The following is a 17173-nucleotide window of genomic DNA, read 5'->3' as shown; positions in this document are numbered from 1 at the left end:
CGAGGTCCGAGGCGTCAGGCCTCGCGGGCCATCACCGACGTGGATGCTCGCCTTCGAGTCCGTGTCGGCCGATACCCGCCTGCCGCATATGTCCTGACATTATCACAACAGGTTTTGGATGCGCCAGAAGTGCGCGCGTCACGACCGGTAAGGGGTGAGGGGCGAGCGAGCTGCGTGCTGCGTGCTGCGTGCTGCGAGTCCGCCTATGTACAGGCGTCCGGGGACCGCTACTCGCCACCGCGGTCGGCGGCGCGCCCCCTCGGCGACTCGCCCTTCTGCGGCTTCCGCATGACCACGACCGCGACGACGGACGCAACGAGCAGGAGGGCGCTGAGCATCCCGAGCACCCAGAGCACGTCCCACAGGTAGCGGTCCCACCAGGACGGTTCGAAGTCGACGATCGCGAGCCAGGTGTTCTGGAACGCCTCGACGGCGTTCCGCCCGCGAGCGTTGCTCTCGCCGGATACCCACAGCGACGGGGCGAGGAAGATGAGCATAAGCATGCCCGCGAAGGTCATCCGCTCGAGCCGGGCCCTGGCGAGGCTCCCCTTCGGCGCTGGCTCGGCGTTGATCGACGCCGCCCGCGCGGGATCACGCCAGGACAGGACCGGAAGTACCACGAAGACGAGGCCGACAAGCGCCCCGCAGAGCACGGCGGCGAACCCAACCAGCCAGGTGAGGAAGGCGTTGAGCAGGAGCTCGGCGACCGGCGATTCCGTCTCGTTGAGCTCCGGCACGATGCCGCCAGTCAGCGTCAGCACGAGCAGGAGCAGCGAACCGATCAGCCAGGCGGCCGTGAACAGCACCGGCCCGACCACCATCGTGCGAACCATGAAGCGCCCGAGCAGCGGGCGATCCGGGGTGTCAGGAAGACTGAGGAGCTCAACGATCAGCCAGATGCCGAGGAGCGCGGGAGCGCCCATGCCCGCGTAGGACCATGTGGAGGCGTCGTAGGGGAACTGCGTGACGTCGGCGATCGTGTACAGCGTCCAGACGCCGACGAGAACCGCCACCGCGATGCCTGCCGAGCTGAGCTCGGCGAGCATCCCCTTGCTCCGGATCCCCCGGGTGAGCTGGCTCCACATCAGGCGTCGGTGTTCGAGCCCTTGGCGTCGGAGGCAGCGCCGACAGCGGCATCTTCCTCGCCGAGGTCCTTGCGCCAGGGCAGCCGCGTGCGCATGTCGTCGGGAACCGCCTCGTCTTCCTGCAGCTTCTCGAGCGGCTCGTACCAGGCGCGGATGAGCGCCCAGCTGACTGCCGCAACGGGCACCGCGAGCAGCGTGCCGACGATGCCACCGAGGATCGTGCCGACGGTCAGCGCGATGAGGACGACGAGCTCGTGCAGCTTGAGCGACTTGCCGAGCACGACCGGCTGCAGGAAGTTGCCCTCGAGCTGGTTGACGAGCACGACGATTCCGACGACGACGACGGCCGGGACGAGCCCGTTCGTGACGAGCGCCACCAGCGCGGCCAGGACACCCGCGAGTGTCGCTCCCACGATCGGGATGAACGCGAGGATGAACACGAGGACCGCGAGCGGGAAGGCCAGGGGCACCCCGACGATGGCGAGCCCGATGCCGATGAACACCGCATCCACGAGCGCGACGATGACCGTGCCGCGCACGTACCCGCCCATGACCTCAACCGCACGGGACCCCATGAGGCGCGCGCGGCGCTGGTTGGCGCCCTTGAGTGGCTTCGTGAGGAAGCCCCAGATGAGCGGGCCATCTTTCATGAAGAAGAAGAGGATGACGACGAAGAGCACGCCGCTCGTGATGAACGTGGTCACGCCGGAGATGCCGGCGGTGAGGCCGCTCGCGGCGGCGTTGCCGAACTGGCTCGTGAAGATGAAGTCTTGAGCCTGCCCGAGCCACTCGTTGATCTGGTCCTGATTGATCGTGATGGGGAAGGTCGCGTTCACCCACTCGATGGCCTGGTTGAACCCCTGGACGGCCTGCTCGGAGAGGTCGGACCACTGGTTCCGCACAAGGAGGACGACCATCGTGAGCGCGCCGCCGAGGAAGACGATGATCGCGAGCAGCACCGTGACGGTCGCCAGGGCCGGCGGCCACTTCTTGGACGTGAGGAACTTGATGATGGGCCACGCGGCGGCAGACACGATGAGCGCGAGGAGCACCGGGATGACGACGATCGTGACCTGCAGCCCCGCGAAGATGAGCAGTGTCGCGGCCGCGACGATGACCAGCCCCTGCAGCGCGCGGGTGGCGACTCGTCCGAGCTGGTCGGTCCACATGACGCCGACGCTCGTCGGGCGACGCCCGCGGCCCTCGCCGTCGTCGGGCGCGTACGCCTGCACGGCGCTGCCGCCGACCATGACCTCGTCTCGGGCCGGGGCCTCGAGGTGCTCCACCGGCCCTGCGGACTGCGCCGCCAGCTGGGCGGCCACGGAAGATGCGGAGGGGGCCGGCAGCGCAGGGCGAGCCGCTGGCTTGTCGCGGCCGAAGAGGCGCTTGAGCTTGTCGCTCATGGATGCTCCCAGAAGGTCGGTGAGGCGGCCGGCGGAGGTGCCCGCCGGCGCGAAGATGTGACAAGGCTATGCGTGTGCACCGACATTGTGGACGAGCCTCGCGCATCCGCGCCTGACGGTAAGCTGGGGGCGTCTCTTTCCTCCATCGAATCGGAGCCGCTCCCGATGCCCAAGATCGTCGTCATCGTCATGCCGAAGCAGGAACTTCTCGACCCGCAGGGCAAGGCCGTCGCGGGCGCACTCTCGCGCCTCGGCAAAGACCACCTGCACGACGTGCGCGTCGGCAAGCGCTTCGAGATCACCACCGACCGCGAGGTCACGGCCGAGCTCATGGAGGAGATCTCGCAGGTCGCCGATGAGCTCCTCGCCAACGGGGTCATCGAGGACGTCATCTCCATCGACGTGCTGCCCGACGGCACCGAGACCCCGGACGACGCCGACGAGCTCGACGACGCCGCGGTCGAGACCGAGGACTCCCTCGCGTCGGTCATCGCCGCCGAGGTGCAGTCGAAGGGCTCCGCTTCATGAGCCCCCGCATCGGCGTCATCACCTTCCCCGGCTCGCTCGACGACCGGGACGCCCAGCGCGCCGTTCGCCTTGCGGGCGGCGAGGCCGTCGCGCTCTGGCACGGCGAGCACGACCTGCACGGCGTCGACGCCATCATCCTCCCCGGCGGGTTCAGCTACGGCGACTACCTCCGCGCCGGCGCGATCGCGAGCCACTCGCCGATCATGGCCGAGGTCATCACGGCCGCCAACGCGGGCCTGCCCGTGCTCGGCATCTGCAACGGCTTCCAGATGCTCACCGAGGCGCATCTCCTGCCCGGCGGGCTCATCCGCAACGACCACGGCAAGTTCGTCTGCCGTGACCAGGTGCTGCGCGTCGAGAACAACGACACCGTCTGGACCAACGCCTACGAGAAGAGCGCGGAGATCACGATCCCGCTGAAGAACGGCGAGGGCGGCTTCATCGCCGACGACGAGACCCTCGCGCGCATCGAGGGCGAGGGCCAGGTCGCGTTCCGCTACGTCGACGTCAACCCGAACGGCTCCCGCAACGACATCGCAGGTCTCACGAACGAGCGCGGAAACGTGGTCGGCCTCATGCCGCACCCCGAGCACGCGGTCGAGCTCGGCTTCGGTCCGGACACGGCAACCCACATGGCCTCGGGCCTCGATGGGCTCCCGATCTTCCGCAGCGCCGTCGAGGCGCTGCTCGCGCGCGTCTAGACCTTGTCGCAGACGGAGAGCGCAGCGCAGCCAATGACGCAGACCCAGGCGACCTCGCCCGAGGCCACGGCCGACGGCCGGCGCCTCACCCCGCGGGTCCTCCTGCGCGCCGTGTCGATCGGCGAGGCCATCACGTGGGCCCTGCTGCTCACGGGCATGTTCCTGAAGTACGTGACGCAGACCACCGACGTCCTCGTGTCGGTCGGCGGCTCGCTGCACGGCGCCATGTTCATGGTCTACCTCGTCGTCACGGCGTTCGTCGGTGTCAACCAGCGCTGGCCGTGGTGGATGTTCGGGCTCGGCTGGTTCGCCGCCATCCCGCCGTTCGCGACGCTCGTCTACGACTGGTGGGCAGAACGTCGCGGTGCGCTCGAGGGCGGCTGGCGCGAGGCCCCGTCGAAGGGCTTCTCGCTGCAGCGCATCGTGCGCTGGTTCGTCGACCGCCCCATCACCATGAGCGCGGCCGTCATCGTCCTGGCCGTGGTCATCCTCACGGGCTCCCTCAGCGGTGCCCTCGTCGGCCCCACCGGCGCCCACTAGGACCACTCGCCCGTCGGGAGCAGCCGACCGTCAACGCCAAGCGACACGAAGAGGGCGGATGGACGCGCATCCGCCCTCTTCGCTCGTCTCGGCCCGGGGGCCTCTGGCCTAGCGTCCGAAGAAGATCTTCGCCTGGTCCCAGCGGTCCTGCGGAACGGTCTTGAGGCCGTCGAGCGCCTCCTCGAAGGCGACCGTCTGCATCTCGGTACCGCGGAGGGCGACCATGTTGCCCCACTGCTTCTCGTTGACCATATCGACGGCGTACTGGCCGAAGCGGGTCGCGAGCACGCGGTCGAACCCGGTCGGGGCGCCGCCGCGCTGGATGTGGCCGAGCGTCGTGTTGCGGGTCTCGATGCCCGTGAGCTTCTCGAGCTCAGCGGTCACGTAGTCGCCGACGCCGCCGAGCAGCGGACGCCCGGAGACCTCGGTGCCCTGCGACAGCACCTCGTCCATACCCTCGGGAATGAAGCCCTCGGCGACGACGACCAGCGGCGAACGCCCACGCTGGTGGACCTCGGAGACCCACTCGGCGACCTGCGTCATGGGCACCTTCTGCTCCGGGATGAGCACGGCGTGAGCGCCAGCGGCCATACCCGAGTGCAGGGCGATCCACCCGACGTTGCGACCCATGACCTCGGCGACCATGACGCGGTGGTGCGACTCGCCGGTCGTGCGGAGGCGGTCCATGGCGTCGGTTGCGATCTGCACGGCCGTGTCGAAGCCGAACGTGTAGTCGGTGGCCTGGAGGTCGTTGTCGATCGTCTTCGGCACGCCGACGACGGGGATGCCGGCGTCAGCGAGGCGCTTGGCTCCCGCGAGGGTGCCCTCTCCGCCGATCGCGATGAGCGCATCCACCGAGTGGCGCTCGAGCATCACGGCGATGTTCTCGGGGCCGCCGTTCGGCCCGTCGAAGGGGTTGGTGCGGGACGTGCCGAGGATCGTGCCACCCTGCTTCGCGAGGCCGCGGACCTTGGTGCGAGGGAGGTCCATGATGTCGCCCTCGGTGACACCGCGCCAGCCGTCGCGGAAGCCCACGAACTCGTTGTCGTAGGTCTTGATGCCGTGGAGCACGCTGCCGCGAATGACAGCGTTGAGTCCGGGGCAGTCGCCGCCGCTGGTCAGCAGTCCGATCTTCATGCGTTCGCTCTCCTCTGGGTGTGGCAAATCTCGCAAACAGCCATCACGGTCGAGTAGCCCACCCCACGGAAACGAGTTCAGTGCAGAAGCGGATTCCTGCGTTGGAAGACGGCTCGACAGCGACAGTACCGGGTCCGGGTGGCTTGCGCGATTTCGGAGACCGGTTGAAGGCGGCGCAGCGCGCGCCGTCGGCTAGGCCGTGGCCTTGCCGACCATGCGCAGCGCGAGGATGATCGCGCCCACCATGAGCACGGCTCCGACGGCCGACGTGACGGTGCTGCCGGCGTCGAACGCGTGGAACGCCGAGTCGAGGAGCGTCTGCGCCTGAGCGGTCATGCCGCCGGCCTCGAGCTCGTTCGAGACGTTCACGGCACCGGCGAGCGTCTCGCGAGCGGCATGCGCCTGCTCGGCCGTCGCCCCCTCCGGGACGACCATCCCGGAGCGGTAGCTCGCAGTGAGCACGCCGCCGAGGACGCTCGTGCCGAGCACCGCGCCCACCTCGTAGGCCGTCTCGGAGACGGCGGATGCCGCCCCGGCCTTGGCGGGCGGGACACTCGCGATGATGACGTCGTTGGAGAGGGTCTCGGCGATCGCGATGCCGGCCGCGAGGAGCGTGAATGCTGCGACGAGCATCCACAGCGGGGCGGAGCCGCCCGTGATCGCCAGCGAGAGGTAGGCGAGGAACGCGAGCCCCAGGCCGAACGCCATGGCGATGTGCACCTTCACGCGGCGCACGACACGCACGATGAGGAGCCCGGCGACGATCATCGTGACGGTTCCGGGGAGCAGCATGAGGCCAGCCTGCAGGGGCGTGAGGCCGAGGATGAGCTGCAGGTGCTGCGACAGGAAGAAGAGAAGCCCGACCAGCGCGACGACACTCACGAGGTTCACGAGCACGGAGCCCGTGAAGGCGGGCACCGCGAAGAGGCGCATGTCGAGGATCGGGTTCTCCTGCTTCAGCAGGCGACGCACGAACAGCCAGCCGGAGAGGACGCCGATGAGGAGCGCGCCGACCGAGATGAGGTCGATGCCGTCGGTCGCCGTGTGCTTGATCGCGAAGACGATGGGCGCGAGGGCCGCCATGGAGAGGAGGATCGCGGGAACGTCGATGGGGCCCGGGTTCGGGTCGCGCGACTCGGTGACGAGCAGCGGCGCGAAGATCAGGAGCGGCAGGAGGAACGGGACGGCGATGAGGAAGACGGAGCCCCAGTGGAAGTGCTCGAGGAGCACGCCGCCGACGATCGGGCCGATGGCCGTGCCCGCCGAGAAGCCGGTCGCCCAGACGGCGATGGCGAGGCGGCGCTGGGCGCGGTCGTGGAACATGCCGCGCAGCAGCGAGAGCGTGCAGGGCATGATCATCGCGCCGAAGAAGCCGAGGAGGAGCCGCGAGATGAGCAGCATCTCGGCGGAGACGGAGAAGGCTGCGAACACGGAGACGAGCGCGAAGCCCGTCGAGCCGATGAGGAGCAGCTTCCGGCGTCCGATGCGGTCGCCGAAGGAGCCCATCGTGACGAGCAGACCCGCGAGGACAAGCGGGTAGATGTCGATGATCCAGAGCTGCATCGCGGCGCTCGGCTGGAGGTCGAGGGCGATGTACGGGAGGGCGAAGCTCAGGACCGTGTTGTCGATCGACACGAGGAGGACGGGGAGCATCAGCACCGCGAGGCCGAGCCATTCCTTCCGGCCCGCGCGCTGTTCGATCATTGTGGTCATGAAAGAGGACTATACCGACCAGACGGTACAGTTGGCAACTGTAGGATGGCGGCCATGAGTTCAGCTAGAGACCGGATCCTGGACGCCTACGAGGAGTCGCTGACCACCGTGGGTGTCGCCGCGACCACCCTCGACGTGGTCGCCCGCATCGCTGGAGTCTCCAAGGGCGGACTCATCTACCACTTCCCCTCCAAGGAGGCACTGGCGGACGCCCTCATCGAGCGCTTCACGGGCATGGCGCGCGCCAGCGCAGAACAGCTCCAGGGCGACGCGGCGTCGACCGTCCGGCACTTCATCGAGATGAGCAGCTCCGTCGGCGACGAGCTCGACACGGCCTGGCTCGCCGCGATGAACCTCTCCCGCAACGGCAACCAGAGCGCGACGCGCGCCATCCTCGAACTCGAGCGTTCCTGGCACGACGCGATCCTCGAGTCGACCGGCAGCCCCCTCGTCGCCCACATGACCAAGCTCCTCGGCGACGGCCTCTACCACTCGAGCTCGTTCGTCACCGAGTCGCGCGAGAGCCTGCCGGAGGCCGCGAAGCTCCTGCCGAGCGACGAGGAACGCGAGGAGATCATCCGCACCCTCCTCGACCTGCTCGACGACTAGCCGCCATCCGACTAGCCAACTTGCGGGATCACGCCCGCCAACACGGCACGGCCAGCGCCGCGCACCCGCATCCATCACGGGAGCTGGTCACCGGTCACGCAGGTCACGAGCGGGCAGCGGGCGCCCTGAGCGCAAGACGTGACCAGCATCCGTGCACTATCGGGCCGACGCGGGCATCACGCCTCAGATCTGCCGCATATCGCACTCATGTTGGTCAGGGCTGCCGCGAGCGCCCGGCGTCCTGCCAGCCGCCGCGGCTCAGCGCGGGGGCGGGCAACTGGAGGCGCGTGGGATGAGCGTCGGCATCGCGCGCCGGATGACCGACCCGACTCCGGGCGTCAACAGCAGCTCGAGCGCCGTCGTGGCGATCTGGTCGAACGATGTGCGCACGGAGGTCAGCGGCACGGGCAGGGCCTCGGCGAGGGGGACGTCGTTGTAGCCGACGAGCGCGAGGTCGGTGCCGATCTGCAGACCGTGTCGGTGCGAGGCCGCCATGACCCCGAGCGCGAGGTTGTCGTTGGCGGCGAAGATCGCGGTCGGGGGCGTCTCGGTCGCGGCGAGGATGCGCTCGGCCGCGGCCGCGCCGTGCTCGATGCGGAACCCGTCGCCCGCGATGCGATGCGGCGGGATCTCGATGCCGGCCTCGCGCGCCGCACGCAGGGCGCCGGCCAGGCGGTCACGCGCACTCGAGGTGAAGTCGGGACCCGTCACGAGCGCGATGTCGCGGTGGCCGAGGTCGACGAGGTGGCGCACGGCGAGATACCCGCCGACCTCGTCGTCCCCCAGCGACGAGGGGCTGACGCCGTCGGTGCGCAGCACGAGGGCGAGCGGGATGCCGGACTCCTGCAAAGACTGGGGAAAGCTGTCGACGCGGCGAGACGAGGCGATGATGAGCGCGTCCACGTTGCGGTCGAGCAGCACCTGGGCCGCGCGCTGCTCACCCTCGGCGTCGTCCCCCGTGGTGGCCACGACGGCGACGTAGCCCCTCGCGGCAGCGGCACGCTCGATGGCCTCGTACATGAGCGCCATGACGGTGTCGCTGAGGCGCGGCACGAGCACGCCGATCGTGCTCGTCGAGCCGCGGCGGAGCTGGGATGCGAAGACGTTGCGCCGGTAGCCGAGCTCGTTCGCGATCTCGCGGACCCGCACGGCGGTCGCCGACTGCGACTGCGCGGTGCGCTCGTCCAGGATGCGGCTCACGGTGGAGATGCTGACGCCGGCCTCGGCCGCGACTTCCCTGAGGGTCACGACTCGTCGCTCACCCGCTCCGGGGGCAACGGCACTGTCGTTTCGCCTCATGCGGAGGAGTGTATCCCGGCCCTCGACGCCTGCCCGGCAGGAATCTCCAGACTCGACCCTTGACATCGGGAACGTTTGCATGAAGACTTGCAATCGTTCCTGCAAACGTTTGCATCAGCTCGAAAGAGCAGCGACGAGCAGGACCCACCACCTCAACGATGAGCAAAGGAAGACAAGATGTCGATCGACCTCCGCGGCCTCTCCCCCGCCCCCGTCACCCCCTTCACCGAGGACGGAGCCGTCGACTACGACGCCATCCAGCGCCTCGGCTCCTGGCTCGGCTCCGTCGACGGCGTCAAGAGCCTCGTCGTCCTCGGCCACGCCGGCGAAGGCACCTTCCTCACCCAGACCGAGCAGGCGAAGGTCATCACCGCCTTCCGCGAATCGGTCGACTCGCGCATCCCGATCGTCGCCGGCATCACCCAGGAGGGCAACGCCGTCGCCGCCGAGGAAGCGAAGCGCGCCGTGGATGCGGGTGCATCCGCCGGCCTCGTCTACCCCTCCCACGGGTGGCTGCGCTTCGGCTACCAGGACGGCGCACCGCAGACGCGCTACCGCGACATCTACGAGGAGAGCGGACTGCCGCTGATCCTCTTCCAGTACCCCGACAACACCAAGGCCAGCTACAACCTCGACACCCAGCTCGAGATCGCCGGCCAGGAGGGCGTGTTCGCGACGAAGAACGGCGTGCGCAACATGCGCCGGTGGTACACGGAGATCCCCGCGCTGCGCGCCGCATACCCGGAGCTGCAGATCCTCTCCTGCCACGACGAGTACCTGCTCCCGACCATGTTCGACGTCGACGGCCTGCTCGTCGGCTACGGCAACATCGCCCCTGAGGCGCTCGTCGAGCTCATCGAGGCAGGCAAGGCGCACGACTACGACCGGGCGCACGAGATCCACGAGCGCCTCCTGCCCGTCACGAAGAACGTCTACCACCGCGGCTCCCACATGGAGGGAACCGTCGCGCTGAAGTGGGGCCTCGTGCACCGCGGCATCCTCGACCACGCCACGGTCCGCACCCCGCTGCTGCCCCTCGCCGACGGCGCGGACCGCGAGATCGCCGAGGCATTCGCCATCGCCGGACTCGACCGCGTGACGGTCGCCTCCTAGCAGGGAGGGGCAGCGACAACAGGGTCGCTGCCCCTACGCTTGGCGTCGACTGCTGCAAGCTCGACGACACACGCCGCCCAGACGCGGCACCGGAAGCACGGGTTCGCGAACCCGTGCGACCCCCAAGTCAATGACGACTTCGCGGCCGGATGCACCCCATCCATCGGCCGCACTCCACGAAGGAGACCCCCATGGGCGACACCCGCCTCCACTCGACGCCGGGCACCGGCCACGCGCGAGTCTCGACCGAAGCAGTCCGCACCATCGTCGAATCCCGCCGAACTCGGCGCCGCTTCTGGCAGCAGCTGGCCCTCATCGGCCCCGCCTTCGTCGCGGGCGCCTGGCAGTTCGGCCCAGGCAACCTCACCACGGCAGTGCAGGCCGGAAGCTCCTACCAGTACACGCTCATCTGGGTCATCGCCGTCTCGACGGTGCTCATGATCTTCCTCACCGACATGAGCGTGCGACTCGGCATCAAGTCGCCGGTCTCCCTCATCGCCTCCATCAAGGACCACCTCGGGAAGCCCCTGGGCGTCGTCGCGGGCGTCGGTGTGTTCCTCATCACGCTGTGCTTCTCGGTCGGCAACGCCGTCGGCTCCGGGCTCGGCCTCTCCATGCTCGTCGACGGCTCGTCGCCCGTCATGTGGACCCTCATCTGCACCCTCGGCGTCGCGGCGGTGCTGTTCATCCGCAGCATCTACAACGTCATCGAGAAGGTGCTCATCGCCATCGTCGCGCTCATGGCGATCTGCTTCGTCGTGAGCGCGTTCGTCGTGAACCCCGACTGGTCGGCGGCTGGCCGCGGGCTCATCCCCACGGCGCCAGAAGGCTCATGGCTGCTCATCGTGGCGCTCGTCGGCACGAACTTCTCCATCAACGCCGCCTTCTACACCTCCTACGGCACGAAGGAACGCGGCCGGAAGGAAGAGGACTACCGCGACGTGACGATCGTCGACACCATTCCGGGCATCATCGCCCCTGGCATCATGACGGGGCTCGTCATCATCGTCGCGGCCGGCGCCCTGGGGAAGACGTCCGAGACGGCGACCTCCATCACGAGCCTTGCCGCCATCTTCGAACCGCTTGCCGGCCCCATCGGCGGCTTCATCTTCGCGCTCGGATTCGCGGGGGCGGCGTTCTCCTCCATGATCCCGAACGCGATCGCCGGCGGCACGATGCTCTCCGACGCGTTCGGCCGCGGCGCATCCGCCAACACCCTCACGGCACGACTCACGAGCGGCTTCATCCTCGCCTTCGGGCTCGGCGTCACGCTCATCTTCCAGACCTCGCCGGTCGAGCTCATCGTGCTCGCCCAGGCCCTCACGATCCTGGTCGCTCCCATCCTGGCCGCGCTCATCATCATCATGGCGAACCGCCGCTCGCTCATGGGCGAGATGCGCAACAGGTGGTGGCAGAACGCGTTCGGCATCATCGGCCTCGCCGCCGTGCTCGCCCTCTCCGTTCGGCTCCTCCTGAGCTTCCTCGCCGGGTAGCTCTTCCGGTGGCCGTTGGCCAGGGTCCTCGCGATGCAGCATGCTGCGCGAGGACCCTGGCCCGCTCCCGTGCCCTCCTAGGATGACGGCATGGTGAGCTTCGCCGACAAACCCATCCACGACTTCACGATCGAGCAGTGGGAGGCGTTCCTCGCGGCCGGCCCCGACGACGGCGGCGTCCGATTGAAGCTGCGCAAGAAGCTCTCGAATGCGCCGGGCATCACCTGGCAGGAAGCCCTCGACGTGGCCCTCTGCTACGGGTGGATCGACGGCCAGTCGGCGCGATTCGACGACGACTACATGCTGCAGGCGTTCACGCCGCGGCGGAAGAACAGCCCGTGGTCGCAGATCAACGTCGGGCACGTGGCCCGCCTCATCGACGAGGGGCGGATGCAGCCTGCCGGCCACGCGGAGGTCGAGCGCGCGAAGGCCGACGGCCGCTGGGACGCCGCCTACCGGGTCAAGGACGCGGTTGTTCCCGCCGACCTGCAGGCGGCGCTCGACGCGAACCCAGAGGCACTGGCCTTCTTCGAAGCGATGAAGAAGCAGGCCCGCTTCCAGGTGATCTTCCGCATCACGGGCATCAAGACACCCGCGATCCGCGCCGCACGCATCCAGGATGTCGTCGAGAAGGCGGCGCGCGGCGAGCACCACTACAAGTAGGCGCCCCGCCGGCGCGTCTCCCGCCTGCATGTCCGTCTCCCCGACGCAGACATGCAATAAATGCATGCTCCCGACGTCGAGAGCATGCATTTTTCACATGTTTGCCGCGCGCACAGGGCAGGCAAGAGGCGGGTGGATGCGCCCGGCGAGCGAGCGCATCCACTTGGCCTAGCGGAGCACGCGCTCCGAGATGAACGCGCGCAGCGCCTGCTCGTCGTCGTCGAGCTCGACGACCCGCTGCGGGGCGTCGAGGAGGGCCTGCGTCTCCGCATCCACGTCGACGGCCGAGCCGAGGGCCTCCGAGATGGTGTCGGCGAACTTCTGCGGCTTCGCGGTCTCGAGCACCAACATGGGGACGCCGTCCTCGAGGTGCTCGCGCGCGACCTTCACGCCATCGGCCGTGTGCGGGTCGATGGTGACACCGGATGCGTCGTGCACGCTGCGGATCGTCGCGAGACGGTCGGCATGCGTGCTCGTTCCGCTGACGATGCCGAAGAGCGGCTCGAACGTGTGCTGCGCGACCGAGAGGTCGATCTCGCCGGTCTCAGCGAGCTCGCTCCAGGCGGCAGCCGTGCGGCCGCCGTCGCGACCGAGCAGCTCGAACACGAACCGCTCGAGGTTCGACGCGCGCGACACATCCATCGACGGGCTCGACGTGGCGAGGGTGTTCTCGGCGTTGCGCGGGCGGTAGAAGCCCGTGCGGAAGAACTCGTCGAGCACGTTGTTCTCGTTGACGGCGAGCACGAGCTTGCGGACCGGCAGGCCCATGAGCTTCGCGTACAGACCCGAGAGGATGTTGCCGAAGTTGCCGGACGGCACCGCGAACGAGACCTCGAAGCCGTCGCGCTCATCCGCCGACAGCTCGTCGGTTGCACGCAGCCACGCCCACACGTAGTACGCGATCTGGGCGGAGATGCGGCCGAAGTTGATGGAGTTGACGGCGCCGATGTTGTTGCCGCGCTTGAAGTCGATGTCCTCGGCGAGGCGCTTCACCAGGTTCTGGCAGTCGTCGAAGACGCCCTTCACGGCGATGTTGTGCACGTTCTCGTCCTGCAGCGAGTACATCTGCGCGCGCTGGAACGCGCTCATGCGGCCCTGCGGCGAGAGCATGAAGACCGAGACGCGCTCGCGGCCGCGCAGCGCGTGCTCCGCGGCGGACCCGGTGTCACCCGAGGTGGCACCGAGCACGTTGAGCACCCGGTCGCGCTTGCCGAGCACGTAGTCGAGCGTCTGCCCGAGGTACTGCATCGCCATGTCCTTGAACGCGAGGGTCGGCCCCTCGGACAGGCCGACGAGCGTGAGCTGCGCATCCAGCTTCTGCAGCGGAACGACGTCCTCTGACGCGAAGCGGCCCTCCCCGTAGGCGTGCGCGGTGAGCTGCTCGAGGTCCTCGCGCGGGATGTCGGTCGCGAAGAGGCCGAGCACCGCCGTCGCCAGCCCGGCGTAGTCGAGCGAGCGCCAGCCCTCGAGGTCCTCGTTCGTGAAGTGCGGCAGCAGCTCCGGCACGGCGAGTCCGCCGTTCGGGGCGAGGCCCTCGAGAAGAACGTCGGAGTAGGAACCGAGCGTGCCGCCACGGGTAGAGATGTATTGCAAGTTCACTCGCCTCAGTCGTCGTGTTTCACCGGGAATGTGCGCCCCCATCGTATCGGGGCGGCTCAGTCGCGGGAGGTGCCCTTGACTTCCGGCGTCTGCCGACCAGCCTGAACCTCGAGCGCCGTGGTCTCGTCGACCAGCTCAGCGCGGCGCTTGCCGGCGGAGCCCACCGCGAACCGGTACGCGAGCAGCAGCAGGGCCAGCCACACCGCGCCGACGATGAGCGCGACGCGGGTGCTCTCGAACCAGCCGAGCACGCCGAGCACGAACACGAGGAAGCCGAGGGTCGCCCACGACGCGAACGGCCACAGCGGCACAGGGAACTCGGATGCGCTGCGTCCGCCGCGCGCGATGTCGCGCTTCATGGCGATGTGCGAGCAGACGATCATGATCCACACCCACACCGTCGCGAAGGTCGCGATGGAGGCGATCACGAGGAAGACGTCCTCGGGGATGATGGCGTTCATCCACGCGCCGACCGCGAGCGCCGCGACCATGAGCGCCACCGTCGCCCATGGCACGCCGTTCCCGGAGACGCGGAGGAACACGCGCGGCGCCTGGCCCTGCTCGGCGAGACCGAAGATCATGCGGCCAGCGCCGAACACGTCCGAGTTGATGGCCGAGAGGGCCGCCGTGATGACGACGAAGTTCAGGATGTGCGGGGCCGCGGGGATCCCGAGGCCATCGAAGATCGACACGAACGGGCTCGCGTCACCCGTGATCGTGTTCCACGGCGCGAGCATCATGATGACGGCGAGCGCGCCCACGTAGAAGAGGAGGATGCGCAGCGGCACGCTGTTGATGGCCTTCGGGATGACGCGCTTCGGGTCCTGCGCCTCGCCGGCCGTGATGCCGATGATCTCGATGCCGCCGAACGCGAAGACCACGATCGCGAACGACGCGATGACGCCCTCGATGCCCATGGGGAAGAAACCGCCCGTCGCCGGGTTGAAGAGCGCCCCGATGCCAGACGCATCCGGTGACTGGTTGCCGAAGCCGAAGATGATGATCGCGATGCCGCCGGCGATCATGGCGATGATGGCCGTGACCTTCACGAGCGCGAGCCAGAACTCGAGCTCGCCGAACGCGCGCACCCCGAGCAGGTTGATGGCGGCGATGAAGAGGATGACGGCGACGATCCACACCCAGCGGGCGACGTCCGGGTACCAGAAACCCATGTACACGCCGAACGCGGTGACGTCGGCGATCGCGACGACGATCATCTCGAACGCATACGTCCAGCCCGTGATGAACCCCCAGCGTGCGCCGAGGTAGCGGTTCGCGAACTGCCCGAACGAGCCCGTCACGGGGTGGCGCACCGTCATCTCGCCGAGCGCGCGCATCACCATGAAGACGGCGGCGCCCGCGATCATGTAGGCGAGCAGGACCGCCGGACCCGCGGCCTGGATCGCGGCGGAGGACCCGTAGAAGAGGCCGGTTCCGATGGCCGAGCCGAGCGCCATGAAGCGGATGTGCCGCGCCGTGAGCGCCCGCGCGAGCGGCCGCTTCGGGGTCGCCCCTGAGTCGATGCCGTCGTTCTCGACCGTGTTCATGCGCAGCTCGTGTCTCTCGTCGCTCGGTGGCGCATCCACCCGACCGTCTTCTGCGCCGGCGCGCCACCTGCGGAATAGTAGCCCTTCGGCGCGCCGTCGTCCGCGCTGGACCCACGCTGGAGCGATGCCAGGAACCCGCCGAGAATCCGGGGAGGTCACCCGTGAATGACGTCCTGCGCACGGCCCGTTGCCCTAGGTTGGCGTCAAGCATCTGCCCCGCTCGAGTGGGGCGTCGAGGAGGACACCATGCCAGAGACACTTCCGCTGCCCGATTCGCCCCGCCAGGGCGTGGAGCGCTTCGAGCTGAGCGCCGTTCCACTTGCCGTCGCGCGCTACGACAACGTCAGCATGCGCGAGCTACGGACGCTCTTCGACACGACCTTCCAGGCGATGGCTGCAGCGATCGGCGCCGACAAGGTGCATCCCTCCGGACCCGCCCTCGCGGTCTACCACGGCGACCCATCGCAGACGTTCGACGTCGAGATCGGCTTCCCGGTCGTCGAGCCGATCCGCGAGAAGACGCTCGTCGGCGACGTGACGATCCAGAACTCCACCCTCCCGGCGGGAGCCGCGGCCGGTGCGTCGCACCTCGGATCATTCGACGGCCTCGGCGAATCGTGGGGTCGACTCATCCAGGACCTCCGCGACTCTGGCGATGAGCCCGGCTCCATGGTGGAGATCTACGTCACCGAGCCGAGCCCCGACATGAACCCGGACGACCTGCGCACCGACCTCATCGTGTCGCTCGCCCCGCGCGGGTAGGCACGCGGCCGGGCCGCGCGCGCACAGACCCCACAGAACCCACAGACCTGGGCCTCCCGCACCCACCCGGCGGCAAGCAGGTGCGCAACCCCAACGTCTGCGCCGACAGGGCAAAGCACGCCCACACACCTGGGCCTCCCGCACCCACCCGGCGGCAAGCAGGTGCGCAAGCCCAATGTCTGCGCCAGCAAGACGAAGCACACCACAGACCCCCACACCTGGGCCTCCCGCACCCACTCGGCGGTAAGCAGATGCGCAACCCCAACCTCTGCGCCGAGACGACGAAGCACGCCCACAGACCTGTGCCCCGTGCACCCACCCGGCGGTTAGCAGGTGCGCAAGCCCAACGTCTGCGCCGAGAAGCCGAAGCACGCGCCCAGACCTGAGCCTCCCGCATCCACCCGGCCGCAAGCAGATGCGCAACCCCAATGTCTGCGCCAACAAGACGAAGCACGCGCCCAGACCTGAGCCTCCCGCACCCGCCCGGCGGTAAGCAGGTGCGCAACCCCAACATCTGCGCCGACAAGGGCGAGGCCCGCCCGCAGATCCCACAGACCTGGGCCTCCCGCACCCACCCCGCGGCAAGCGGATGCGCAACCCCAACATCTGCGCCAACAAGACGAAGCACGCCCACAAACCCCACAGACCTAGGCCTCCCGCACCCACCCGGCGGTAAGCAGGTGCGCAACCCCAACATCTGCGCCGACAAGGCGAAGCCCGCCCGCAGATCCCACAGACCTCACAGACCTGGGCCTCCCGCACCCATCCGACTGCAACTAGGTGCGTAACCCCAACATCTGCGCCGAGAAGCCGAAGCACGCGCCCAGACCTGCGCCTCCCGCACCCACCCCGCGTCAAGCAGATGCGCAACCCCAACATCTGCGCCAACAAGACGAAGCACACCCACAGACCTGGGCCTCCCGCATCCACCCGGCGGTAAGCAGGTGCGCAACCCCGACGTCTGCGCCGACAAGGGCGAGG

The 17173-nt window shown here is 68.7% G+C and carries 15 protein-coding genes; 8 read left to right on the top strand and 7 right to left on the bottom strand.

Features of this window, described 5'->3' with window-relative positions; translation table 11 throughout:
* Window positions 1–227 precede the first annotated feature (227 nt).
* Together C5E05_RS13395 and C5E05_RS13390 are read right to left on the bottom strand one after the other, a co-directional pair.
* Window positions 228–1085: a hypothetical protein gene (locus C5E05_RS13395; RefSeq protein ID WP_104240148.1), complete on the bottom strand. Its 858-nt coding sequence runs from the start codon at window positions 1083–1085 to the stop codon at window positions 228–230.
* Window positions 1085–2488, bottom strand: coding sequence for an AI-2E family transporter (locus C5E05_RS13390; RefSeq protein ID WP_104240147.1), 1404 nt, complete (start codon window positions 2486–2488; stop codon window positions 1085–1087). The genes C5E05_RS13395 and C5E05_RS13390 overlap by 1 nt, the downstream gene beginning before the upstream one ends.
* Window positions 2489–2653: 165 nt before the next feature.
* Between C5E05_RS13390 and purS the strand changes: the two genes are divergently transcribed.
* From purS to C5E05_RS13375, 3 genes are read left to right on the top strand one after another with little or no spacing between them, the layout of a single operon-like run.
* Window positions 2654–3016: a phosphoribosylformylglycinamidine synthase subunit PurS gene (gene purS / locus C5E05_RS13385; protein WP_104240146.1), complete on the top strand. Its 363-nt coding sequence runs from the start codon at window positions 2654–2656 to the stop codon at window positions 3014–3016.
* A complete protein-coding gene (purQ, locus tag C5E05_RS13380) occupies window positions 3013–3717 on the top strand; it encodes a phosphoribosylformylglycinamidine synthase subunit PurQ (protein WP_104240145.1) in 705 nt (234 codons plus the stop codon). The genes purS and purQ overlap by 4 nt, the downstream gene beginning before the upstream one ends.
* Window positions 3718–3750: 33 nt before the next feature.
* Entirely contained in the window at window positions 3751–4257 is a 507-nt protein-coding gene (locus C5E05_RS13375; RefSeq protein WP_104342181.1) for a DUF3817 domain-containing protein, read from the top strand.
* A 108-nt stretch (window positions 4258–4365) separates the two neighbouring features.
* Here C5E05_RS13375 and C5E05_RS13370 read toward each other — a convergent pair whose 3' ends face one another.
* Both C5E05_RS13370 and C5E05_RS13365 read right to left on the bottom strand, forming a co-directional pair.
* The gene (locus tag C5E05_RS13370; protein WP_104240143.1) at window positions 4366–5394 is read right to left on the bottom strand and encodes an ATP-dependent 6-phosphofructokinase; all 1029 of its coding nucleotides are present in this window, start codon (window positions 5392–5394) and stop codon (window positions 4366–4368) included.
* A gap of 192 nt (window positions 5395–5586) precedes the next feature.
* The gene (locus C5E05_RS13365; protein WP_181059577.1) at window positions 5587–7107 is read right to left on the bottom strand and encodes an MFS transporter; all 1521 of its coding nucleotides are present in this window, start codon (window positions 7105–7107) and stop codon (window positions 5587–5589) included.
* 54 nt (window positions 7108–7161) lie between these two features.
* On the opposite strand from C5E05_RS13365, the gene C5E05_RS20200 reads away from it, so the two are divergent.
* On the top strand, window positions 7162–7716 hold the full coding sequence (locus C5E05_RS20200; RefSeq protein WP_104305809.1) for a TetR/AcrR family transcriptional regulator: 555 nt from the start codon (window positions 7162–7164) through the stop codon (window positions 7714–7716).
* Between the two features lie 258 nt (window positions 7717–7974).
* Here the strand turns inward: C5E05_RS20200 and C5E05_RS13355 are convergent, their stop codons facing one another.
* Window positions 7975–9015 (bottom strand): LacI family DNA-binding transcriptional regulator, encoded by a 1041-nt coding sequence (locus C5E05_RS13355; RefSeq protein ID WP_104342180.1) that lies wholly within the window; start codon window positions 9013–9015, stop codon window positions 7975–7977.
* A 177-nt stretch (window positions 9016–9192) separates the two neighbouring features.
* Between C5E05_RS13355 and C5E05_RS13350 the strand changes: the two genes are divergently transcribed.
* From C5E05_RS13350 to C5E05_RS13340, 3 genes are all read left to right on the top strand, one after another.
* Window positions 9193–10128, top strand: a complete 936-nt coding sequence (locus C5E05_RS13350; RefSeq protein ID WP_104240141.1) for a dihydrodipicolinate synthase family protein — start codon at window positions 9193–9195, stop codon at window positions 10126–10128.
* Between the two features lie 191 nt (window positions 10129–10319).
* A complete protein-coding gene (locus tag C5E05_RS13345) occupies window positions 10320–11621 on the top strand; it encodes an Nramp family divalent metal transporter (protein WP_104305806.1) in 1302 nt (433 codons plus the stop codon).
* A 90-nt stretch (window positions 11622–11711) separates the two neighbouring features.
* Window positions 11712–12284 carry a YdeI family protein gene (locus C5E05_RS13340; protein WP_104342179.1) on the top strand — a complete coding sequence of 191 codons (573 nt, stop codon included), beginning with the start codon at window positions 11712–11714 and terminating at the stop codon, window positions 12282–12284.
* A 168-nt stretch (window positions 12285–12452) separates the two neighbouring features.
* Here the strand turns inward: C5E05_RS13340 and thrC are convergent, their stop codons facing one another.
* Window positions 12453–13877: a threonine synthase gene (thrC, locus tag C5E05_RS13335; RefSeq protein WP_104240239.1), complete on the bottom strand. Its 1425-nt coding sequence runs from the start codon at window positions 13875–13877 to the stop codon at window positions 12453–12455.
* A gap of 62 nt (window positions 13878–13939) precedes the next feature.
* Window positions 13940–15430 carry an amino acid permease gene (locus C5E05_RS13330; protein ID WP_104342178.1) on the bottom strand — a complete coding sequence of 497 codons (1491 nt, stop codon included), beginning with the start codon at window positions 15428–15430 and terminating at the stop codon, window positions 13940–13942.
* Between the two features lie 246 nt (window positions 15431–15676).
* Here C5E05_RS13330 and C5E05_RS13325 point away from each other — a divergent pair, with 246 nt between their 5' ends.
* The gene (locus C5E05_RS13325) at window positions 15677–16192 is read left to right on the top strand and encodes a GyrI-like domain-containing protein (protein ID WP_181059575.1); all 516 of its coding nucleotides are present in this window, start codon (window positions 15677–15679) and stop codon (window positions 16190–16192) included.
* Window positions 16193–17173 lie beyond the last annotated feature (981 nt).

The sequence above is a fragment of the Pseudoclavibacter sp. AY1H1 genome (assembly GCF_002931055.1).
Classification (GTDB): domain Bacteria; phylum Actinomycetota; class Actinomycetes; order Actinomycetales; family Microbacteriaceae; genus Pseudoclavibacter.
This window is presented reverse-complemented; position numbering and strand designations above follow the sequence as displayed.